This window comes from Acinetobacter sp. FB, assembly GCF_056033405.1.
On sequence record NZ_CM148502.1, the window covers coordinates 1,910,045 to 1,933,393 of the forward strand.

General features: G+C 38.5%; 21 protein-coding genes. 8 read left to right on the forward strand and 13 right to left on the reverse strand.

Annotated elements, in window-relative coordinates:
• Positions 1-13: 13 nt before the first annotated feature.
• The 4 genes from AC0JIQ_RS08945 to pheA form a co-directional block, all read right to left on the reverse strand.
• The gene (locus tag AC0JIQ_RS08945; protein ID WP_474201416.1) at positions 14-1,474 is read right to left on the reverse strand and encodes an aminoacyl-histidine dipeptidase; all 1,461 of its coding nucleotides are present in this window, start codon (positions 1,472-1,474) and stop codon (positions 14-16) included.
• 94 nt (positions 1,475-1,568) lie between these two features.
• Positions 1,569-1,952, reverse strand: a complete 384-nt coding sequence (locus AC0JIQ_RS08950) for a hypothetical protein (protein WP_005215912.1) — start codon at positions 1,950-1,952, stop codon at positions 1,569-1,571.
• A gap of 280 nt (positions 1,953-2,232) precedes the next feature.
• Positions 2,233-4,482: a bifunctional prephenate dehydrogenase/3-phosphoshikimate 1-carboxyvinyltransferase gene (locus tag AC0JIQ_RS08955; RefSeq protein WP_474201417.1), complete on the reverse strand. Its 2,250-nt coding sequence runs from the start codon at positions 4,480-4,482 to the stop codon at positions 2,233-2,235.
• A 75-nt stretch (positions 4,483-4,557) separates the two neighbouring features.
• Entirely contained in the window at positions 4,558-5,667 is a 1,110-nt protein-coding gene (gene pheA, locus AC0JIQ_RS08960) for a prephenate dehydratase (RefSeq protein ID WP_474201418.1), read from the reverse strand.
• Between the two features lie 192 nt (positions 5,668-5,859).
• Between pheA and AC0JIQ_RS08965 the strand changes: the two genes are divergently transcribed.
• Entirely contained in the window at positions 5,860-6,804 is a 945-nt protein-coding gene (locus AC0JIQ_RS08965; protein WP_474201419.1) for an alpha/beta hydrolase, read from the forward strand.
• An 89-nt stretch (positions 6,805-6,893) separates the two neighbouring features.
• On the opposite strand, the gene AC0JIQ_RS08970 is transcribed toward AC0JIQ_RS08965, so the two are convergent.
• On the reverse strand, positions 6,894-8,039 hold the full coding sequence (locus AC0JIQ_RS08970) for an acyl-CoA dehydrogenase family protein (RefSeq protein ID WP_005215906.1): 1,146 nt from the start codon (positions 8,037-8,039) through the stop codon (positions 6,894-6,896).
• 248 nt (positions 8,040-8,287) lie between these two features.
• Between AC0JIQ_RS08970 and AC0JIQ_RS08975 the strand changes: the two genes are divergently transcribed.
• Positions 8,288-9,283 carry a glycosyl transferase family protein gene (locus tag AC0JIQ_RS08975; protein ID WP_474201420.1) on the forward strand — a complete coding sequence of 332 codons (996 nt, stop codon included), beginning with the start codon at positions 8,288-8,290 and terminating at the stop codon, positions 9,281-9,283.
• A 99-nt stretch (positions 9,284-9,382) separates the two neighbouring features.
• The gene (locus AC0JIQ_RS08980; protein ID WP_474201421.1) at positions 9,383-9,721 is read left to right on the forward strand and encodes a hypothetical protein; all 339 of its coding nucleotides are present in this window, start codon (positions 9,383-9,385) and stop codon (positions 9,719-9,721) included.
• 408 nt (positions 9,722-10,129) lie between these two features.
• Here the strand turns inward: AC0JIQ_RS08980 and AC0JIQ_RS08985 are convergent, their stop codons facing one another.
• Positions 10,130-10,402, reverse strand: coding sequence for a YeaC family protein (locus AC0JIQ_RS08985; protein WP_005159772.1), 273 nt, complete (start codon positions 10,400-10,402; stop codon positions 10,130-10,132).
• Positions 10,399-11,307 (reverse strand): NAD(+) kinase, encoded by a 909-nt coding sequence (locus AC0JIQ_RS08990; RefSeq protein WP_034601775.1) that lies wholly within the window; start codon positions 11,305-11,307, stop codon positions 10,399-10,401. The genes AC0JIQ_RS08985 and AC0JIQ_RS08990 overlap by 4 nt, the downstream gene beginning before the upstream one ends.
• 234 nt (positions 11,308-11,541) lie before the next feature.
• Between AC0JIQ_RS08990 and mrcB the strand changes: the two genes are divergently transcribed.
• Both mrcB and AC0JIQ_RS09000 read left to right on the forward strand, forming a co-directional pair.
• Positions 11,542-13,950, forward strand: a complete 2,409-nt coding sequence (mrcB, locus tag AC0JIQ_RS08995) for a penicillin-binding protein 1B (protein ID WP_046738337.1) — start codon at positions 11,542-11,544, stop codon at positions 13,948-13,950.
• Between the two features lie 19 nt (positions 13,951-13,969).
• On the forward strand, positions 13,970-14,539 hold the full coding sequence (locus AC0JIQ_RS09000; protein WP_474201422.1) for a tetratricopeptide repeat protein: 570 nt from the start codon (positions 13,970-13,972) through the stop codon (positions 14,537-14,539).
• An 8-nt stretch (positions 14,540-14,547) separates the two neighbouring features.
• Here AC0JIQ_RS09000 and AC0JIQ_RS09005 read toward each other — a convergent pair whose 3' ends face one another.
• Positions 14,548-15,459 (reverse strand): thiamine phosphate synthase, encoded by a 912-nt coding sequence (locus AC0JIQ_RS09005; protein WP_474201423.1) that lies wholly within the window; start codon positions 15,457-15,459, stop codon positions 14,548-14,550.
• Between the two features lie 176 nt (positions 15,460-15,635).
• On the opposite strand from AC0JIQ_RS09005, the gene hemP reads away from it, so the two are divergent.
• The gene (hemP, locus tag AC0JIQ_RS09010; protein WP_004661888.1) at positions 15,636-15,806 is read left to right on the forward strand and encodes a hemin uptake protein HemP; all 171 of its coding nucleotides are present in this window, start codon (positions 15,636-15,638) and stop codon (positions 15,804-15,806) included.
• Positions 15,807-15,882: 76 nt separating this feature from the next.
• On the opposite strand, the gene AC0JIQ_RS09015 is transcribed toward hemP, so the two are convergent.
• From AC0JIQ_RS09015 to tfpB, 4 genes are all read right to left on the reverse strand, one after another.
• A complete protein-coding gene (locus AC0JIQ_RS09015; protein ID WP_474201424.1) occupies positions 15,883-17,217 on the reverse strand; it encodes a sensor histidine kinase in 1,335 nt (444 codons plus the stop codon).
• 4 nt (positions 17,218-17,221) lie between these two features.
• Complete coding sequence (locus tag AC0JIQ_RS09020) at positions 17,222-17,881, reverse strand: response regulator transcription factor (RefSeq protein ID WP_474201425.1); 660 nt, start codon at positions 17,879-17,881, stop codon at positions 17,222-17,224.
• A 92-nt stretch (positions 17,882-17,973) separates the two neighbouring features.
• On the reverse strand, positions 17,974-18,339 hold the full coding sequence (locus tag AC0JIQ_RS09025; RefSeq protein WP_046738341.1) for a NirD/YgiW/YdeI family stress tolerance protein: 366 nt from the start codon (positions 18,337-18,339) through the stop codon (positions 17,974-17,976).
• An 86-nt stretch (positions 18,340-18,425) separates the two neighbouring features.
• Positions 18,426-20,183: a type IV pilus assembly ATPase TfpB gene (tfpB, locus tag AC0JIQ_RS09030; protein ID WP_474201426.1), complete on the reverse strand. Its 1,758-nt coding sequence runs from the start codon at positions 20,181-20,183 to the stop codon at positions 18,426-18,428.
• Between the two features lie 230 nt (positions 20,184-20,413).
• On the opposite strand from tfpB, the gene AC0JIQ_RS09035 reads away from it, so the two are divergent.
• Complete coding sequence (locus AC0JIQ_RS09035; RefSeq protein WP_346508751.1) at positions 20,414-21,685, forward strand: MgtC/SapB family protein; 1,272 nt, start codon at positions 20,414-20,416, stop codon at positions 21,683-21,685.
• Between the two features lie 8 nt (positions 21,686-21,693).
• On the opposite strand, the gene tsaA is transcribed toward AC0JIQ_RS09035, so the two are convergent.
• Complete coding sequence (tsaA, locus tag AC0JIQ_RS09040; protein WP_346508749.1) at positions 21,694-22,428, reverse strand: tRNA (N6-threonylcarbamoyladenosine(37)-N6)-methyltransferase TrmO; 735 nt, start codon at positions 22,426-22,428, stop codon at positions 21,694-21,696.
• 100 nt (positions 22,429-22,528) lie between these two features.
• On the opposite strand from tsaA, the gene AC0JIQ_RS09045 reads away from it, so the two are divergent.
• Complete coding sequence (locus AC0JIQ_RS09045; protein WP_004661877.1) at positions 22,529-23,308, forward strand: ferredoxin--NADP reductase; 780 nt, start codon at positions 22,529-22,531, stop codon at positions 23,306-23,308.
• Positions 23,309-23,349: the final 41 nt, after the last annotated feature.

Sequence of the window (23,349 nt, forward strand, 5' to 3'; positions counted from 1 at the left end):
TGCTAAGATTAAGTTAACGCACACTTTCCAAAGCTGTCACCAACAACTTCCAGCATTTTTCTACCGTGTCGACTTTGACTCTTTCACCCGGTGCATGTGCGCCCTGAATATCAGGGCCAAACGATACCATCTGTAAATTCGGATAATGCTCCGCAATAATTCCGCACTCCAAACCGGCATGAATCACTTTCAAGTTTGGCTCAATCTGAAATGCAGATTGATAAGCTTGTTGTAAACATTTCAATGCAGCTGAATCTGGATTTGGTGTCCAACCTGATACCAACGGCGTTAATTCAGATTGAATCTGGAAATTGGCAAAGTGCTGTTGAATGTTATGTGCAAATGACACTGCTTCTTGGTTTACCATCGAACGAACCATAATCAAAGTTTTGGCTTCGTCTTTAGTCAATTTGACCACACCAAGATTATTCGAAGTCTCAACCACATCAGCTAAAGCACGGCTCCACTGTGCAATGCCGTATGGACACGTTGCCAATGCTAGCAACCAAGCGTGTTGCTGCTGTAATGTCATAACTTCATTTATCTGATTAGCATTTTGCTGTACGGTTATTTGCAACTGATCATCAACGCCCTGTAGCTTTTGTTGCCATTCAACCTGTGTTGCTGCGACGGCTTTTTCTAGACCAGTCAATTGATCTATTTTAATTGCAATGGTTGCCACAGCTTCACGTGGGATGGCATTTCGTGCCGAGCCACCGACAAACTCTACCAATCGACCACCGGATTGCGCCAAATAATCATTAAGAAAATTGGCTAGAATGACATTGGCATTCCCACGACCTAAATGAATATCAACCCCAGAGTGACCACCTTTCAAGCCTGATACCAGTAAATCTACAAAGATTAAATCATTTGGTGCAGCGTCATATTCAAGTGGCTGTCCTACTTCTAGGTCAATACTGCCTGCACAACCAAGATACAGCTCACCCCATTCTTCGGTATCAATATTGAAAAGCCACTGTCCAGTTAACACACCTGACTCAAGCAAACGAGCACCGCTCATTCCTGCCTCTTCATCAATAGTGAGTAGGACTTCAATCAGACCATGCGCAATATCATTTGATTCTAGGACTGCTAACGCCAGTGCAACTCCGATGCCATTATCGGCACCCAATGTAGTATTTTCAGCAATCAGCCAGCCATCTTGTAATACAGGTCGAATGGGATCTTTAAAGAAATCATGCTGGGTGCCACGATTTGCCTGAGTCACCATATCCAAGTGCCCTTGCAAAATCACACCTGCGACTTGTTCTTTACCCTTAGTTGCCGCTTTTCGAATAATTAGGTTACCAATCTCATCGACATAGGTTTCCAAATTGCGCTGTTCTGCCCAATCTTTTAAATGCTGTCTTAACCGTTGTTCATGTTTAGATGGTCGAGGAATTGTACATAAGGTCTCAAAATGCCGCCAAACTACTTGTGGAGATAATTTAGAAAAATCGACCTGTATCATGCACCAATACTCTCAAATAAAGTGTTTAAACAAATATACGCCTAAACAGCGATGCTTAAATCACTTTATTTAAGATTTTATTAGCAATATCGTCTTAGCTTTTCCATACAAATTGAGAAAAGCTATGCTCTGCTTTTAAGCTATTTTCTACGGCTTGGGCCAACTGTCGGATAATACTTTGTGTTTCTATTCGTTCAAACCAAGCTTGTTCTTGCTGTGGATTGGCAGAGATTTCACAGAGAATATGACCTTCTGTTTCTTGTTGAGAGCATAAGATTGACAGAGGTAGTTGATGATTATCGATGCGTACTTCAATTTTTTCATGCTCATGACGAATATGTTCTGCGTCAAAACCATAATGTTCTAATTGTTTATAGAGTAGCGCTGCAACATATTCTTGCGTGATATAGCATTCATTTGGTGGATGATCAATTACCCCATGTTTAGGGCAATCTGCTATAAATTGCAATGTTTTCATGGTATTCCCTCTATTTTTATGTTTTTAGCTGGATCGCAGCATAAAACCGACTCGTACGGTAAGGATTATTATATATACAATTGTCTTTAATTGATTAGCCGATTGTCTTACTTATTTTACTAAATTGATAAATTTAGACCTAATTAGATATGTACATGGCCAAACTCATCATTTTCATTATTTATACGTTTTATATTTGCAGCTAACAACTTATTTTTATGTATAAACAAATAAAAAATGCAGCATTTAGCTATTCTAAATACTGCATTTCTCAATTCGTTTACTGATTTACGACTTGTAAATCTAAACCTGCTGAGTTTGCTAGCTCAGTAAAGGTTGGAAAACTAGTTGCGACAGTTTCTGTACCATGGATCGTGATGTTACCTGAAGTACGTAAACCAGCCATACTGAAACTCATGGCAATACGGTGATCATGGTGTGATTCAATTTCACCGCCAGCAAAGATTGCCGACCAGTCACCAGACTTGCCTTTACCTTCGATGATGATGCCATCTTCCGTTGGTGTACAGTCAATGCCCATGATTTTCAAGCCATCAGCCATGACTTGAATACGGTCAGACTCTTTGACACGAAGTTCAGCTGCACCCGTTAATACGGTTTGACCTTCTGCACATGCAGCCGCAATAAACAATGCTGGGAATTCATCAATTGCTAAAGGTACTTGATCTTCAGGCATATGAATACCCTTCAATGTTCTTGAACCTCTGATATGAATATCTGCAATCGGTTCGCCGCCTGCAATACGTTCATTCTCAACAGTCAGATCAGCACCCATTTGCTTGAGAATTTCGATCACGCCTGTACGGGTTGGGTTAATGCCCACTGCTTCAAGGATCACATCGGCACCTTCAGTAATGGCAGCACCCACCATAAAGAATGCAGCAGATGAAATATCCGAAGGCACTTGAATATCTGTACCAACTAATTTACCACCACCCACCAGCGAGATTTTATTTCCTTCAGTTTTCACATCATAACCGAAAGCACGCAACATACGTTCAGTGTGATCACGGGTCGGTTCAGGTTCCGTCACCGAAGTTTCACCCGCAGCCCATAAACCTGCCAACAAAATACCTGATTTCACTTGAGCTGATGCCATTGGTAAATCGTATTGAATCCCTTTAAGGGCTTGACTACCCGTGATACTCACTGGGGGCGTACCTTTCTCACCTGTGGTTTGGATTTGTGCACCCATTTCACGAAGCGGTTTAGCAATACGCTCCATTGGGCGTTTAGATAATGACGCATCACCTGTCATCACTGAATCAAACTTCTGCGCAGACAACATGCCTGACAGCAAACGCATACTAGTACCAGAGTTACCCATATACAACGCGCTCGCTGGTGCTTTTAAGCCTTGCATACCCACGCCATGAATCGTGACTTCACCATTCTTAGGCCCTTCAATGCTCACGCCCATATCACGGAAAGCCTGCAAAGTTGCAAGTGCATCCTCACCTTCCAAGAAGCCTGTCACATGCGTTGTGCCTTCAGCAATCGCACCGAACATGATTGAGCGATGTGACACAGATTTGTCACCCGGTACGGTGAATTTACCTGTAAACGTTTTCTTTCCCGGTAAAATGGTAAATTGCTGTGTCACCTTGTTTTTCTCCATCAAAGGTTTTTTGGCCAACATATGGTTAAAGTGCTGACGTGCTGCTTGAGCATGCCCGAGCAGTCCCATCAACGCTTGCGAATCTTCCTGTGCAATCAATTTCTTTAAAACTGATAATTGCTGTTCAAAGCCATCAACAGCATTTAAAATTGCCGTTTTATTGGCAAAGAAAATGTCATGCCACATCTGTGGGTCACTAGCCGCAATACGCGAGAAGTCACGAAAACCTCCAGCAGCATAGCGGAAAATATCTAAATTATCTTCACGATTTGCCAGTTGCTCAACCAGATTGAATGCCATCAAATGCGGTAAATGACTGGTATGTGCCAACACTTCATCGTGCTTAGTGACGTCCATGCAAATCACTTCTGCTTTTGCCGCTGACCAGAGTTGAATCAGTTTTTCAACTGCCCAATCGGCACTGGTCGCAAGTGGTGTCAAAATTACTTTATGATTGGCAAATAAATCAACTTTACCCGCATGTACACCTGTATGTTCTGCACCTGCAATCGGATGACCGGGTACAAAACCGACTGGTAAATTTTCGCCAAATACTGCTTTTGCCGCTTCAACCACATTGCCTTTGGTACTGCCCACATCGGTAATAATGACATTGTCTGCAAGATAAGGCTTGATCTGTTCAAGCACTTTTTGCGTTGCACGAACAGGTAAGGCTAAAACAATTAAATCAGCATCCTGAACAGCTTCTTCAGGTGTTTCATAACCGTATTGAATAAGACCGAGTGCCTTGGCATCTTCTAATGTTTTTTTTGAGCGTGTTGAAGCCACAATTTGAGATGCAAGTTGTTCAGCCACAATCACACGAGCAAGACTCGACCCAATCAGCCCAAGCCCAATAAATGCAACTTTCTTAAATAATGGTTGAGACATAAAACATATTTGCCTAATAAGACGACTTTGATATGGATAGATGCTTCATACATCTATCCATAGGATCTAAGAGAATTAAAGAACAGCGATTGGATATGAACCGAGAACACGTAACTCTTTCACCATTGGACGGATTTCTTCCAATGCAGCCGCAACATTTTCCTGACCGATATGTCCTTCTAAATCGATAAAGAACACATAAGCCCATTTTTCAGGTAATGCTGGACGCGTTTCAATACTGGTCAAGCTAATTTTATGCTTGGCAAATGGTGCAAGAATTTCCAACAAAGCACCGGCACGGTCATGGGCAGAGATCAACAGAGAAGTTTTATCATTACCACTTTGAGGAATCTTTTCACGACCAATTACAAGGAAACGAGTGGTATTTTCAGGGTTATCTTCGATATTGCTATGTAAAATCTCAAGGTTGTACATGCTCGCTGCAATATCAGATGCAATCGCAGCAGAATGCCATTCGTTACGAATACGACGAGCCGCTTCTGCATTTGAATTCAGTGCAACACGCTCTACGCCCGGATAATGCGCATCTAACCATTTACGACATTGAGCCAAGGTCTGTTGATGTGCATAAATCTGCTTAATGCTGTCTTTACGCGTATTTTCAGATACAAGGAATTGATGATGGATACGCAGTTCAACTTCACCAATCACATTCACGGTCGATGATTTAAAGCAATCGAGGGTATGGTTCACAATACCTTCTGATGAGTTCTCTACTGGAACAACACCATAATGTGCGCTGCTCGCTTCAACTTCACGGAATACTTCATCAATGGTTGGTAATGGACGTACAACAGCATCTTTACCAAAATGCTTTAGCACAGCCGAATGGGTATAGGTCCCTTCAGGTCCGAGAAATGCAATGCTTTGTGGTGCTTCAAGTGCCAAACATGCAGACATAATTTCACGGAATAAACGTGCCATGGTTGCATCAGATAAAGGACCTTGGTTACGCTCCATGACTTTACGTAACACCTGAGCTTCACGTTCTGGACGATAAAACAGCGGATTTTCTTCTGATGCAAACTTCGCTTTGGCTACCGCTTCTGCAAGCGTTGCACGGCGATTAAGTAACTCTTGGATTTGTTGATCAACACTATCAATATCGTTACGAATTTGTTCTAAATTAAGTGAATTCGATGTGTTTTGTCCATCGTTTACCATTGGAATGCAGCCTCAGCAAAATCATCTATAAGAATGGATTACAATTCATCTGTGAATTGATTATCAGAGCTAGTATAACAACACTTTAAACTATTAAACACGCTGAGTTTTAACTCTTTTTATTACCAAACTTTATTGATAATGATTTTCATTATATATTGCTAATAAAATTTTAATGTTCTCGAATAAATTATGATTAAACAATTTGGTATTTTGGCTTTTTCTCTGCTCATGGTAACACCATTGGCTTTTGCACAACCAACGAGTACCAGTACAAACAAGCCGCCGTTAAAAGCACAAACAAATATTCAGCAAAGCTTTGAAATAACCTCAAAATATACCAAACATGATTATTTGATTCAGATCTCTGTTTCTGCTGGTGAAGCTCCAAAGCAAGGTTTTCCAATTCTGTATGTATTGGATGGTAATGCCACATTTGATAGCGCTGCCAATATTGCTAAATCTATGGGTAGTGCTGCCAATCGTCTAGGTTTAAGCCCTATCGCAATTGTGGCGATTGGATATCTAAAACAAAGTACTTTTGACGTAGAAAAGCGAGCTTTAGACTACACGCCTAAAGCATCGGCCGAATTTCAAAAACAAGCCAAGTACAGTTATGGGGGTGCAGATCAATTTATTCAATTTATAGAGAAAGAACTCAAGCCTGCCATTCAGACCAAAATTAAAGTGAATACACTGCAACAAAGCTTATTTGGTCATTCTTTTGGTGGGCTATTCGTTTTGCATACCTTTATGACACACCCAGAAACTTTTCAGCGTTATATCGCCGCAAGTCCTTCACTTTGGTTTGATAATTATGCATTGCTCAATCGACAGGTAGATTGGTTAAATAGCAAAGCCAATAAAGTACAAAATACAATGCTTATGGCAACAGTTGGGACACACGAGCGACGTAAAGAAACGCAATCAAATGAAGACTCAACACAAATGCAGTATGATTTTTATCAAAATTTTAATAAACAACTTTCAGAAAATTTTTTATTTTGGAAGTTTCAACATCCAGCAGAGCAGCACTTAACTAATCTCTATGCCAGTTTACCCAAAGCGATTATGTTGGCAGGTTGTATAGATCATAAAAGTTGTTCCGCATTTTTTGATGAGCCAGTCACTCCTTAATCTTAAAAACATCACTACAAATAAAAAGACTGAATCAAATTTCTTGATTCAGTCTGAAATCATTTACTAAATAGAGATGATTTTTGTGCTTAAGACTTACCAATCAATCCACGCGCAACGATTTCTTTCATAATTTCATTGGTACCACCATAAATACGTTGGATACGCGCATCAACGAAGAAACGTGAAATTGGATATTCTGTCATATAGCCATAGCCACCAAATAATTGAAGTAAATTATCCGATACTTTCATTTGCATATCGGTACTAAAGCTCTTTAATGCTGCTGCGGTTTCTACATCCAACTTACCTTCATTATACAACGCAACATTTTGGTTATAGAAAGCTGCTGTTGCTAATTCATCAATTTTTGCTTGAGCCAATACAAAACGTGTATTTTGAAATTGAGCAATTGCTTGACCAAATGCTTGGCGTTCTTTTACATAAGCAGTTGCTAAATCAATTGCACCACGGATTGCACCCAAAGCAGTTGAAGCAATTGCAGTACGTTCACGAGGTAATTCTTGCATTAAATAAGCGAAGCCAGAACCCGCATTCCCCAATAATTGGTCTTTAGGTACTTTGACATTATCAAAGAACAATTCAGATGTATCTTGTGAATGTAGACCAATCTTATCGAGATTAGTTCCCTTCTTGAAACCATCTAAATGTGTGTCAACTAACATCAAAGACACACCTTTAGCACGTGCTTGTGGATCAGTTTTGACTGCTAGAACAACAACATCGGCATGCTGACCATTTGAAATAAAGGTTTTTGAACCGTTTAACACATAATGATCATCTTGCAAAATTGCACTAGTACGCATTGCCTGTAAATCAGAACCAGCCCCTGGCTCAGTCATACCAATCGCACCAACAACTTCACCAGAAACCATTTTTGGTAACCAGTACTGCTTTTGTTCTTCAGTTCCGATATGTTGAATATACGGTGCCGCAATTTCAGAATGACAAGAAATCGCAGTTGATAATGCGCAATAACCCGCACGTGCAGATTCTTCAACTAACATTAATGAATAATGGGTTGGTACACCATAACCACCATATTCTTCTGGTACATCTACACAGAGAAAGCCATTTTCACCCAATGAAGACCAAACTGAACGTGGCATAATGCCCTCGCGTTCCCACTGATCATAATGAGGTGCAATTTGCTCGCTCATAAAACGTTTAAAGTTATCACGGAAAAGCTCCAAATCTGCATCGTAAGCTAACATCATTATTTCCTTTCGCTTTCATTGTTTTTAAAAATTCGATTTGCAGCCATGCTAATGATTTTTAGATTGGATGTCATGTTCCGTTTACATCAAATCACTAGACTGATTCGGTCAATAATTTTATTTGCACTCGGCATAAGCAAACACTAATTGTTTATTGATTAGACAGCTCCACATATTTTTTACGCTAAATACGTCACTTTTATGTCATATTCCTTTTATTGTTGGCGAAGATTTCTCATACGATCATGAATACAAAACGAAATATTTATAAAACTGTAGAACATCCCTTTGCTCAGTATGTTCGTATCTTGGGTAAAGGGAAAACAGGTTCTCGTTCCCTCAGTTATGAAGAAGCCTATCAAGCATTTAGCATGATTTTAAAAGATGAAGTTTTGGATGTTCAGTTGGGTGCATTCTTAATGCTTTTACGTGTTAAGGAAGAATCTGTCGATGAGTTGGCTGGTTTTGTTCAAGCCACACGTGATCAACTCAATTTTCAGCCACTTGATGTCGATCTTGACTGGTCATCTTATGCAGGCAAGCGTAAGCACTATCCGTGGTTTTTATTGGCGGCATTAACATTGGCTCATCATGGCTATAGAATTGTGATGCACGGCGCATCGGGTCATACCATTAACCGTGTTTATACGGAACAAGTTTTACAATACTTAGGCTATTCGATTTGTGAAAATGAGCAAGATGTTCGCAAACAACTAGATCAACATAATTTTGCATTTTTGCCACTTGAAGCCATTTCACCAATTCTGAGTGAATTGATCTCACTCCGCAATGTAATGGGCTTACGTTCTCCGATTCATACGCTTGCTCGCCTAATTAATCCGTTTAATGCCAAAGCCACTTTACAAGCCATTTTCCACCCTGCTTATCGTACTTCTCATCAACACACCGCTTTTCGTTTAGGCTATCAAAATAGTTCTGTGATCAAAGGTGAAGGTGGTGAGTTTGAGCGTAATCCTGATGCCAAAACCTTAATTTGCGGGATTAAAAACGGCGAGCTATATGAACACGAGCTACCAAAATTAACACCTGACCGTAGTCCGATTGAAGAAGAACTTGATCTAGCTGTATTTAAAGCAGTTTGGCTCGGTGAGCAAAAGCATGAATATGGCGAAATGGCAGTGATCGAAACCATGGGAATTGCTTTATACACGATGGGTGCTGTGAATAGTTATGATGAAGCAATGATTAAAGCGAAAGCGCTTTGGGAAAGTCGATTCTAATCGATATTTTCTGTTTTTCGCTGCATTCTATATAAGGGTGCAGCGAAATAATATCTACTTATAAATCATCAAAATTTAATCATTTGTGCAGATAGATCAATGAATTCTGAAAATAGATTAATTCAGCTTAAAGAGTTGCTACAGAACTATGAGGCTGGTCTTTATCTTGAGGGCGAAGTTATCTCGATTTGTTTTGAGTTACTCAATTGCCAACTTACTAGAACTCAAATTTGGTCTGTTACACCTGATTGGGTTAAATCTCAAATTATTACAGAAGTAAAAAATTTTTCAGATGAAGATGAAATTATAAGCTTTGGTAGAAAGGACATTCAAACAATTAAAGCTGAAATGTTAGAAATCAAGAATTGGTTATCTATACAAGGTTTATTGGATAAAATCCAAACAAATACACTTTACACAGGCTCCAAACTACTATGAAAAATATTCAAATAACATTACAGCGAAATATATCAACAACCAACCACCTAGCAATACAAATGTCCTGTTAGGCTATTTTTGTTAAAAACCGACTGATAAAAAAATTTATATTCATTGTAATCAACCACAAAACCCAGCTATAAATTTTCAAATCGTCTATAGAATTAAACTGAGCATAAAAGGCACAATAGAAATTGATCAAAGTGAGTATGTACATCATCCACTCTGAAACCAAGATTGTGCTCTGATTCCGCTTAAATAACAGTAAAAATAGAACAGGACAAATAAGAACAACATTTAAGTAAGTTAAATATTCTCCATACATTTATTATTTTTCTCATTTTATTAATTTAATTATAAAAGATGACTTCACAATATAAAGCCATCTTATTCAGGCATATTTAATGATCAAACAAACCTTATCGGCTTAAATTCAGGCTCATTTTTATGATGATCATCATCACACTCTTCACCTTCTTCTTTCGTACCACGATCAATATAACCACTGCGCTGTTCTTTTGGTAAATTTTCCATTTCCCATGCATAAACAGCTTGCATACAAATTTCACGTTGCTCTTTGGTCAATGCAATGCCATTTGGCCATTTACCAATTTCAACAGCAGTTTTCAGACGCTCAACAATTTCAGGATTTAAAATAGCGAGCATTTGTTCAATATTCATGAGTCATCCTGTTGAAAAGATTCAAAATCTTGATTCCAGCCCAGTTTAGTACGGCAAGCCATATAAAAATCATAACCAGGTGGATGTAATAAGCTTAGTTTAAACGGATGTTTACGAATATGCACCGTATCACCCACATTTAATGCAACACTATGTTGTCCATCGGCACTCACCATCGGTAAGACACGATTTTCACGGATGGTGATCTTAATCTCACTTTGTCCACCGACAACGATTGGACGAGATGACAAAGTATGTGGGTGCATTGGTACAAGTGCGATCGCATCCATACTTGGATGCAAAATTGGCCCACCACCCGAAAGTGAATAAGCGGTCGAGCCTGTTGGTGTCGATACAATTAAACCATCACTGTGCTGACGATAGACATATTGCCCATCAATACTCAATTCGAAATCGATCATATGAACCGATTTACCTGAGTGTAACACCACATCATTTAGGGCAATTGCATCATAAATGGTTTCGTTATTGGTACGAACTTCCATTTCGAGCAAGAAACGTCGATCTAGTTGAAATTGACCTTGTAGTACCTGATCCAGTTTAAAAATTGCTTCTGCCGGCTTAATATCAGTTAAGAATCCGAGTCGACCACGGTTAATCCCAATAACGGGTGTATTGTATCTGACTAAAGCACGTGCCGCATGAAGTAAAGAACCGTCGCCACCCACAACGATCACCAAATCCACTACTTCACCTAATAAATTACGGCTCACGGTCTGACCATAACTATAAGGTACAAGTTTGGCTGTTTCCTGATCAAAAACGGGATTTAAGCCTAAAGTGATCAAATGATCATGAATTAAACATAACGTTTCTACTACAGAATTCTTATCTGGTCGCCCAATTAGACCAATATTTCGAAAGGATTTATGTGAAATTTGCACGAATAACTCAGCTCCACCGCGACTATTGACTATCATATCATTAACAATCAAATTTTCGTTGATGATTGATTAAAAAGTATAAAAATGTCTATTCGTTGTTTTTTTATACGATTAATGTCAACACCTTCTGAAAGTTTTTATTGCATGTTGCTATTTATTCACAGTTTTATGATTGCAAAATGACAATAAGCTATCGCATCATTACTCACATTGTTTCGGTTTTAACGCAAGTCTATGAAGTGTGAACGTGGTATTGGTTTTCTAGCACTAATTTTTTCAATTTTAGTGATTGGTGTGTTTATTGCCTTTAGTATCTATCTGATCCGTTTGGATAATATTATTCGCAATAAATTTGAAGGTCAGCGTTGGGATATTCCTGCCAAGGTATTTGCTCGTCCATTAGAAATCTATGCGAATGCACCCATTACTCAAGATAATTTTGTCCAAGAATTAAAATTATTGGGCTATAAAAATACGGCGAACTATGAAAAATCAGGAAGTTACATCATTCAAGGTAACCAAATGTATGTTCATACACGTGGTTTTGACTATGGTGATAGTAATGAACCTGAACAGGTGCTTGAGATTGCTTTCAATCAAGGTCAAGTCGGTGAAATTCGTTCAACTAAACCTTCTAGCACAGGCATTGCTCGTTTAGAACCTCTATTAATTGGTGGTATCTATCCACAACATAATGAAGACCGTGTCCTCATTAAGCTGAATAAAGTACCAAAAACACTAATTGAAGCCTTAATTTCAACAGAAGACCGAAATTTTTATCACCATCATGGTATTTCTATTCGAGGTACAGCACGTGCCTTAGTCAGTAATGCAACAGGTGGTCGACGTCAAGGCGGCTCAACATTAACCCAACAGTTAGTTAAAAATTTCTATCTTTCACCAGAAAAAACGCTCAAACGTAAAGTCAATGAAGCCCTTATGGCGTTGTTGATTGAGCTACATTACAGCAAAGATGAAATTCTAGAAGCTTATTTAAATGAAGTAAATTTAGGTCAAAATGGCAATTACTCAATTAACGGTTATGGCTTAGCTTCACAATTCTATTTTGGTTTACCTCTGAGTGAATTAAATATTTCCCAACAAGCCTTTTTGGTTGGTTTAGTACAGGGTCCAACTTTATATAATCCTTGGCGTAATCCTGAGGCGGCAAAAAAACGCCGTGATGTTGTATTAAACAATATGATGGTGATGGGCTATTTATCTGAAACAGAATATCAAGATGAAATCTCACGTCCTTTAAATATTGTGAGTAAACCAACTTTAGGACCTGCAAAATTCCCAGATTTCCTTGATATCGTACGTCGCCAATTACGTACAGAATATCAAGAAAGTGATATTACCAATCAAGGCTTGAAAATTTTCACAACGCTTGACCCGATTGCACAGACACAAGTTCAAAATGCTTTTAAAGACTCTGTTGAACGTTTAGCAAAAGCAAATCCAGCACGTTTGAAAAACTTACAAGGCGCTGTGCTTGTTGCTCATCCTGAGAATGGTGAATTGGTTGCTGCTGTTGGTTCAACCCAAGATTTTACTGGCTTTAACCGTACACTAGACGCTAAACGTCAAGTCGGTTCGTTGTTAAAACCAATTATTTATCTAAATGCGATCGAATCCGGACGTTATACGTGGGCGAGTCCGATTGAAGATAGTGCCGTTAATATTCCAGTTGAGGGCGATAAGAGTTGGACACCAAAAAATTATAGTGGTGGTGAACACGGTGTTGTACCTATGCAACAAGCCTTGGCAAATTCATATAACCTATCTGCTGTTCGTTTAGGAAATGAATTTGGATTATCAGCATTTTCAAATAAGCTAAAACAATTTGGTGTTAGTTCAAATATCCCAGCTTATCCATCTATCTATTTGGGTGCAGTAAATATGTCCCCAATGGAAGTACTTGGCATTTATGGTAATTTTGCAACAGGTGGTTTCAAATATCCTCCTCGCTCTATTCGTACTGTTGTTGATGCAAAAGGACATTTGCTTGAACGTTATAGCTTAAATGTTCAACAAACTATTGATCCTGCTGCTGCCTATATTTTGAACTATGGTTTGCAACAAGTTATGCGTTCAGGTACTGGACGATCAGCTTATGGCAGCTTACCTGAAACCTTAAATTTAGCTGGTAAATCTGGCACCACCAATGATACACGCGATTCATGGTTTGCTGGTTATTCAGGCAATCATGTCGCTGTCGTCTGGTTAGGTCTGGACGATAATAAAGTTACCGGTCTCACAGGTTCTTCAGGCGCATTACCTGTCTGGACCAATGTAATGAAACAGCTTCGTCAAGAACCCGTCAATCTTCGTCAAACTGACAATGTAGAATGGCAATGGATAGATAGCGCAACAGGTGATTTATCGGCGCAAGGCTGCGATGGCGCAATGTATATTCCCCTACTTCGACAAACTGTACCTCGTCGTGCAACCCTCTGCGGTCAATCACATTATGAAGTTGAACCAACCAATATCCCTTCCGAAGAAGACACTCAAGGGGATCATTATGGTGATGGCAATACCAATTATATTCGAGAAAGTGAAAATCAAATGGACACCGATTTATCCAATCATAATTCTACACGTGTGATTTCGAGCGGTAGTTATAGCGGTGAAAACTAAGTTACAAGGATGATTGGACATGATGAAGAAAATAACGATTGTGATTGGTGTATTGCTGCTTGCAGGTTGTAATTCAGCCCCAACACCGAATAAAAAAGTGGTAATTAAATTGGGAGAACCACCAAGTACGTCAAACACGCAGAAAAAGAAAACTGCTCCGCCCGCGTCGAATGTAAAAATTACGCCGTATGAGCAGAAGGAAATAAAGCGTCAAAACGTACAAGTGGTTGTACCTGAGCAAAAAGTACAGCAAAAGTTCAATGATGGGAGTCAATTACCAGCATTTAGAACATTAATGCAAAAAACCCAAGTTGCTTATAAGCAACAGCAACTTGCGGAAGCAGAACGTTATGCTCTTCAAGCTCAACGTATTGCTCCCCAAGCGACCGAAACTTATTTGTATTTGGCACTGATTGCAGACCAACGCAAGCAATATGCAAATGCGGAAGCTTTGGCACGTCGAGGTTTAAGCTATGCGCAAAGTAACTCGATGAAAAAACAACTTTGGTTTATTGTGCTCCGAGCAAGCGAAGCACGTAATCATCCTGTAAAAGCCCAAGAAGCTAAAAAAGCCATTCAAGCATTATAAAAGTTTGATCAATCAATTGAACTAAATTGACGAATCCCAGCAAGCCCATAAGCATGATGTTTTTGGGCTTGTTCTAAATCTTCAGGTGAGACACCACCTAAAGCAAAAACTGGAATATCACTCTGCTGAGCTAATGCAGCAAAGTCATTCCAACCCAATACTTTTGCATTTGGATGTGTTTCAGTTGCTTTCACAGGGCTCAAAAATACTGCATCACAACCTATATGCTGTGCATGTTGTAATGAAACAGCATCATGACAGGCTGCAATAAAACGTTTACCAACAATCAATTCACCTTTTTTAAGTGCCATTAATTGTGATTGTTTAAGATGAATTGTCTTCACTCTAGACTGTAGAACCATGTTAATATTTTGATAAATATCAGTATTGATTATAATTTTTTGTAATTGTTCATCAGTTAAAATCTCTAACTGTTGTTCAAGCTTTTCAACTTCCGCTGTTGGAATGCGCCAATACATTTGAAAGTTATGATGTGGTAAAGCATCAATTTGATCACTGATCTTAATCAAATGAGACCAGATTAAGCGTTCCAGAATTACAGCATTTGCCTTCGGAAAGTTTAAACTCGCTAGTTGAGCGCGTTGATACCAAGTCCAAGGTTGATGAATTTGATTAAGCATTTCCTCAGGTACGTGTGCATGAAAAAGATGTAAATTAACAATAACATCTTCATATTCATGACGAATAATATCAAACGCATGCCACACCTTTAAACCAATACCGACTTCCTCATAAATCTCTCTACGACAAGCTTGTTCAGGTGATTCCCCTAGTTCGACTTTTCCACCAGGAAATTCATGTTTATTACCTTGATGTTGATCTGCTTGTCGCCAACCCACTAACACTTTAGATTTATGCAATAAAATTGCGATCGCAACATCAACAATAGCTTTTGCCATAACAGTTTAATATCTCTATTTTTTTCACAACAATTTTAATGAATTTAACAACGATTTCACATGCTAAAAACATCAATAATTAATGATTTTGTAAATTCTTGAAATTTACGTTGACAGGCCTATTCGATAATGATTATCATTTAAATCATTAAAAAACACACCACGGAGCATAACAAATGAACGCACCATTTAACCTATTTACACGTAGTACAGATGCAGCTCAATCATTGCCAATGTTGCATTCCAATAATCTTTTTGCCTTAGGTCGGGAAATACGCATAATGCATGCGGGTGAAGAATACCGCTTGCGTTTAACTCGTAATAATCGTCTGATTTTAACGAAGTAATATAATAACAACCGCATAATAATAAACGTGGGAATAGCAGTATGTCAGCGCGTACTGCTTTTTTTGTTTGGTCAAATTAGACCGTATTTAATTGAATACTCACTTTGAGTCCACCATACTCAGATGGTGAAAATACTATTTTACTATCATGTAATTCGATGATTTTTCTGCAAATTGAGAGTCCTAGACCAGAGCCTTGAGTTTTAGTCCCTAAAGCACGATAAAAACGTTCACCCAAGCGCTCAAAAACCTCCTCTTTCAATGCTTCTCCCTCATTCTCTACAATTAGTTCTAAATAAGATTGTTTCTTTAAAGTAATGTAAACATGCCCATTTTCTGGCGTATAACGAATTGCATTATCAACAATATTTCGAATGCAGGTAAAGAGTAACTGTTGATTGGCAAGAATTGTGTGGTTTTCAGTTCCCATAAGTTGTAGATGTAACTTAATCGACTTTTGATTAGCAAATAACTCTAAAGCTTGAATAACTTCATCAATAACAGTATGTAAATTGATACATATTTTAGGCAAATTTTCAGCATGTTCTGGGTCTAGCCGCGCCAACAAAAGTAGATTTTCTAAGGTCTGAATGCCTCGACTTACATCTTGCTGCATTTGTCTAAAATCTGTAGCGTGCTCAGGATATTTGCGTTGTAAAAGTTGTAAACGCATTTGAATAGCGGACAAAGGAGAACGTAATTCATGCGATGCATCAGCTGTAAATCGTTGCTCTGCCTGCAACGATTGATCTAAACGGCGCAATAAATTATTGAGTTGCGTTATCATCGGTTGTAACTCTTTTAACTCAATAACACTGGGCAGAATCGGGCTTAAATCATTCGCATTTTTTGCTGATATTTTGGTAGATAATTGATGAATAATTTTGAATTGACGTTTAATCAAGAAATGTAAAATAATCCATTGCAGTAGCCACACCAGTATTAAAATGAATGAGTAGCTCATAAAGCTATGAAGTAACTCATTAAACCGCTCATCTAATGCTTGTAATACCATAACCTCTAAATTGGAATTAGGCTCATCGACAATATAACTACGCCATAACTTTTGATCTTGCCAAATCAAGCCATAATGATCAGCAGTTTTAAAGATGAGCTTGTAATACGATTGATCAAGATGAAAATCTTTAGACTGTGTTAATACCTGTTGGTGATTACTCAGACGGTATTCAATATCGAACTGATCACTTAACTCATCAATCTGCTGACCAGAGGTTTTAGTTAAATCAGAGATCAATAACATATCAGAAATCTCATCCATGATTTCATCTTGCACTTGCATGGTTTGATATATTGAAATCACTACAAATAGTAGCAATGCCATGCAACCTGCAACAATCGAACTGATTAACGAGGTCTTTAGCAGTTTAGTTTGCAAAGACACGACTTTCATAAGCTTATTCCTGATCCATTCGATAGCCTAAACCACGAATGGTTTTGATATAGTGCCCACCAATTTTTTTACGAATCTGATATATAAAAACCTCAATTGCATTACTTTCAATTTCTTCCCCCCACGCATAAAGGGATTCTTCAAGTTGTTCACGAGTTACAATATGATCAGGTTTTAGCATTAATTTATGCAAAATTTGAAATTCTTTAGCAGTTAGATTAATTGGCTGTTCGGCTTTGGTTAGTGTTTTTGCTTGTGGATCTAGCTGTAAATCTGAAAAATTCAAATATTGCCCAGCTTGAGCTTGATGTTGGCGTAACTGAGCACGCACTCGGGCAGACAATTCTTCTAAGTTAAATGGCTTAACCAAATAATCGTTTGCGCCTAAGTCTAAACCTTCGACTCGATCCTGAATATGATCTCTTGCAGTAATAAAAATAACAGGGGTTTGCGCATTTTGACGGCGAATTACTTTAACAATTTCATCGCCAGAGGCTTGAGGTAAACCACGATCTAACAAGAGACAATCATAATGATGTTGTTCTATTGCCAAAATCGCGTGATCGCCACGTTCTACCCAATCCACATTATAACCATCCATTTCTAACCAGTCTTTAATGCTTTCTGCCTGAGAAGCATCGTCTTCCGCTAGTAAAATGCGCATAAATAATTGTTCTCTTTCTATTTTTAGAATTTAATTAAAGGATAAACAAAAAACCACATGAGCGTCATGTGGTTTTTATTAGTAGTTATGATTTAAAACTGAACTTGATCGACATCGACTTCAACACGCTTAGTCGGTTTATAGTCAATATCAATCTCACCAATAATAGTGACTGGCGTTTTAGCTGAAATAGGTTTTCCTTGCCATAGATCATCATCAATATCGACTGTAATCATCCCCGTCTGATCGCTAAATTGATATTTCTCATCTCCAGTCGCTTTGACTACATAACCTTTCAATTGCACTGGGGTATCGTCTTTTAACGTCAATGCTTGTTTTACTGTGATTACCTGAGTTGGAGCGAGAGCCTGTTGGTTAACTGCACCAGTGTTTGCAATTGCAAATGTTGTGGTACCCACTAAACCAGCAATCACCATAACTTTAGAAAAGATATTCATATTTGATTCCTCATCTTCGTTGCTTGATTTCTATAGAGTCATTAAAACAAATGAAGATGAGGTGAATCTGAAGATCAATAATTTGCTTAACTCAAAGGGACAACACGCAATACCTCTTCTAACGTGGTTGCACCTTCAATGACTTTGCGTGCACCTGCAATCCGCAGTGGCTCAACACCCTCTTTCTTAGATTGTGCTTTCAGATCATTCAGTGTGCCATGAGCACTAATAATAGACTTTAACTCTAAACTTACTGGCATAAATTCATAAATACCTACACGACCTTTATAACCTGTATGGCGACATGCTTCACATCCAACTGCTTTATACATCGTCGTTGGCATATCCATCATATAATCAAAAGTAAGATGCTCCCACTCTTGTTCATTAATTGCCGTTTCTTGCTTACAAAGTGGGCAGAGTCGGCGCACCAAACGTTGTGCTAGAACACCTAAAATCGTTGCTGCGGTTAAGAATGGTTGTACGCCTAAATCATGCAAACGGGTCAGACTTGAAGGTGCATCATTGGTATGTAAAGTCGAAAGAACCAAATGTCCTGTTAATGCTGCTTGAATCGCCATATTGGCGGTGTCATGGTCACGAATCTCTCCCACCATGATAATGTCAGGATCTTGACGCATCAGTGCACGAACACCATCGGCGAAACCTAGTTCGATATTTGGATTCACCTGCATCTGGTTAAAACTTGGTTCCAACATTTCAATCGGATCTTCAATGGTACAAACATTCACTTGTTCTGTTGCTAATTGCTTTAAAGATGAATATAAGGTTGTCGTTTTACCTGAACCTGTTGGCCCCGTCACCAAAATAATCCCGTGGCTATGTTGTGTTAGTTGCTGCCAACTCTGTAATAAATGCCCTTCAAAACCCAATTGTTGAAAACTACGTACTAAGACTTCTGGGTCAAAAATACGCATGACCAGCTTCTCACCAAATGCCGTAGGAAGTGTAGAAAGACGTAACTCGGTTTCTTGACCTTTCGGTGTTCGCGTTTTTAAACGTCCATCTTGTGGTTTACGTTTTTCCGCAACATTCATGCGACCTAAAATTTTAATACGGGAAATCACTGCTGTAAGTGTATTGGCAGGCATATTATAAATTGTATGTAATACACCATCGATACGAAAACGCACCTTGCCTTTGTCTTTGCGAGGCTCCAAATGAATATCACTTGCACCCTGCTCAAAAGCAAATTGCAATACCCAATCAACGAGTTTCACAATATGCTGGTCATTGGCATCAGGGTTTTGTGTATCGCCTAATTGCAGTAAAGCTTCAACCCCTTTATTGTCACGGTCAAAAGCACTTGTGCCTTGAGAAGAACTCACCGCTCGACTAACTTGATAATATTCAATCAAATAACGTTGTAGCTGTTCTGGATTTAATAGCACAGCTTCAACTTTTTTTGGGCTCAAACTTCTTTCTAAATTATTTTTCCATTCCATCATAAATGGCTGATCTGTACCGATTAAAATACGATCAGAGTGAACTTCTACTGCCAAAATATGATTTCGAGCTGCAAACTCTTGAGACATAACATTGGTTAATGCCGTCACATCAGCCTTTAGAGGATCAATTACAAACAAAGGAACATGCGATTTTTCAGCCAACCATAGACATAGACGATTGAGTGTTAAAATGGTTTCTGGATTTAGTTGATCTTTAAGATTAAATTTTGCAACCCACTGTAAAGGATGCCACTTCAATTCATCTTTTTGACGATGTGTTGTTTGTACTAATAATTTATCCCGTTCATTGATTCGTCCATCTTTTTGTAATTGTTCTAAGCACCAAAAAATATCGATTTGAAAATTAAACGTCATTGTTATACCCCAAGCTATTTCTATAATATAACAGAGATTTATTGAAATCTCCCAGATCATTTCATGACTCAATATTGATTAAATGCACTTTAAAAAACATATAGATAACTTAGCCATAAAAGCAAAAAGGATTAAGATAGAGCAATGCATTTATGAAATTTTAAAGCATATAAATTCAACTAAATTTTGCCTAAACAATAACGATGATCCTCTAAGCGAAAGGATATGACATGACTGATTTACTTGATTTATCAATACAAAATACGGCTTTGAGTCAGTTAATCATGATCTTTGCTGTATCGCTCGGTTGTGGATTATTGATCGGCTTAGAACGGGAACAAAGCAAAGCGAAGCATAAGACCAAAACCTTTGCTGGTTTTAGAACCTTTGCAATTAGCTCTCTTTTAGGAACACTGTGCTTTTTATTTAATTTAGAAATAGGAATTACGGGGGCAATTTTAATTGGTGCTATAAGTATTGCATCACTTAAAAATCAACCCGATGATCCTGGTGTGACTACTGAACTTGCACTCATAATGACCTATTTCATTGGTGCTGTTTGCATATGGAATATCAATTTGGCTGCTGGGCTTGCAGTGACGCTGACCATTCTACTTTTTGCGAAGCAATCACTTCACGGGCTCGCAAACCAGTGGATTAATGAAAGCGAACTACGCGATGGCGTGCTATTACTGGCTTTAATACTGATTGCACTGCCCTTAGTACCTAACCAAGCATTTTGGGGACCAGTATTAAATCCCTATACAATTTTGAAATTATTAAGCCTCATACTATTTGTACAAGCATTAGCACATTTTGCCAAAAGACTTCTATCATCAAAAAATGCAATCGTATTTTCTGCTTTGGCATCTGGTTTTGTCTCAAGCACAGCAACTATCGCAAATCTGGGTATGGAAGTTCGTAACAATGGTGCGAACCCTCATGTAAATGCTGGTGCTGCCTTGATGTCCTGCGTATCTACGCTTATTCAAATGCTCATTATTGTTGCAAGCATTAGCTTGGCTTGGTTCAAAATCATATTTTTGCCAACTATCATTTCAACCATCGTTCTATCTATTTGGGCTTTATATTTGATGCGGACATCTATTGGCGATGGTGAAACAATCGTAACCAATGATAGCAGCCGCATGTTCAGCTTCAAAAATGCCATCATTATTACTTTTGCCTTATCAGCAATTCAAGCCGCGGTATATGCTCTCAACCTTTGGCTCGGTAGTTCAGGTCTGATTTTAGGTACATTAATCGCATCTCTTTTTGAAATACATGCGGCAATTGCTGCTATCGTTGTCCAAGCAGAGCCTGATACCGTTCAGGCAACAACACTTATGCTTGCATTAATGATTGGACTTGCTGCTCATGCTTTAGCGAAAAGTATCAACGCTGGACTAACTGGAGGATATAAATATGCTCTTGCTTTTATTCCAGCCCAAATCATACATATGACTGTGTTAATTATCATGCTCTGGATGCAACAGCACTAATATCAATGCTAATTGAGAGTTTCAAGCTTTAAAATACTGATCTTGTCATCGTCAACATTAAAACTCACATCGAACGTGGAAAACTTCATTTTATAAATTCGACTCGCATCATCATGATAAGCAGGCCGTGGATCTAAAGATAGAACTTGTTCTAACTCGTCAAAGATTTTCGGCTGAGTGTCATTCTCTTGAATGAACTTCTGCTTAATTGATTGTGCTAATTCGCTCCATAGAACACGCTTTCGAATCGGCTCGTCTTGCGCATAGCCACTGACTGAATCTATCACTGCATCTGAATAATGGATATAAGGTTTAATATCTAAAATTGGGGTTTTATTGAGTAAATCACTTCCCATCACATACATGCGAACACTCTTAGCACATTTTTCAACACGTAAAAAGCGAACGACCGACAAACCTATAGGAGATGGACGATACATACTCCTCGTTGCAAATACCCCAATTTTTTGATTACCACCTAGTCTTGGCGGACGTACTTGTGGACGAAATTTAGACATTTGATTCAAGGAGTTATCAGTATTTTTATTATCATGGAATTGCCACAACAACCATAAATGACTGAAGTCTTCAATTCCCTCAAATGCCGAAAGATCATTATAAGGTTCTGACAACTCTATATAGGACTCCACCTGCACCAAATTTGGCTGTCTTGGAATACCAAATTTCTCCTGATAAGGAGAGTGCATATAACCGATAATCGGCATGACCACAGAATTGCTCATCACTTTTTCTTATAAACACAATTAAATATATTCAGTTTATAGAGAATGATTTTAGATTAGAATAGCAATCTGTTTCTTTTAACTGTGATCGAGACCTTTAATGGCTGCTTTTAACGTTGAACGCATTACTCATGTTCACCACTGGAATGACACGCTTTTCAGTTTTAAAACTACGCGCGATACAAGCTTACGTTTTAAAAATGGTCAGTTTGTGATGATCGGACTTGAAGTGAATGGTAAGCCTTTAATGCGTGCGTATTCGATTGCGAGTGCGAATTATGAAGAAGAACTCGAATTCTTCTCAATTAAAGTACAAGATGGTCCTTTAACATCTATTTTACAAAAAGTAGAAGTGGGCGATGAAATCCTTATTTCTAAAAAACCTACAGGTACTCTTGTACATGATGATTTATTGCCAGGTAAAAACTTATATCTGTTATCTTCAGGTACAGGATTAGCACCATTCTTGGCTTTATTACGTGATCCTGAAACATATGAAAAATTTGAAAAAGTGATCATGGTTCACGGTACGCGTTATGTATCAGAGCTTGCATACCAAGATTTAATCTTAAATGAACTACCAAACCATGAGTTCTTTGAAGAATTGGGTATCAAAGATAAATTAATCTACTATCCAACTGTGACACGTGAACCTTTCCATACCCAAGGTCGCGTTACAACCGCAATTGAGTCTGGTCAATTATTTGAAAAAATTGGTTTGCCACGTTTCAATCGTGAAACTGACCGTGCAATGCTTTGTGGTAGCCCTGCATTCCTTAAAGACGTTGCAGCATTACTTGATCAACATGGTTTAGTTGAATCACCACGTATGGGTGTAATGGGTGATTATGTTATTGAACGTGCATTCGTTGAAAAATAAATAGAAACAAACTGCTACAAATAAACCGAGGTTATAAACCT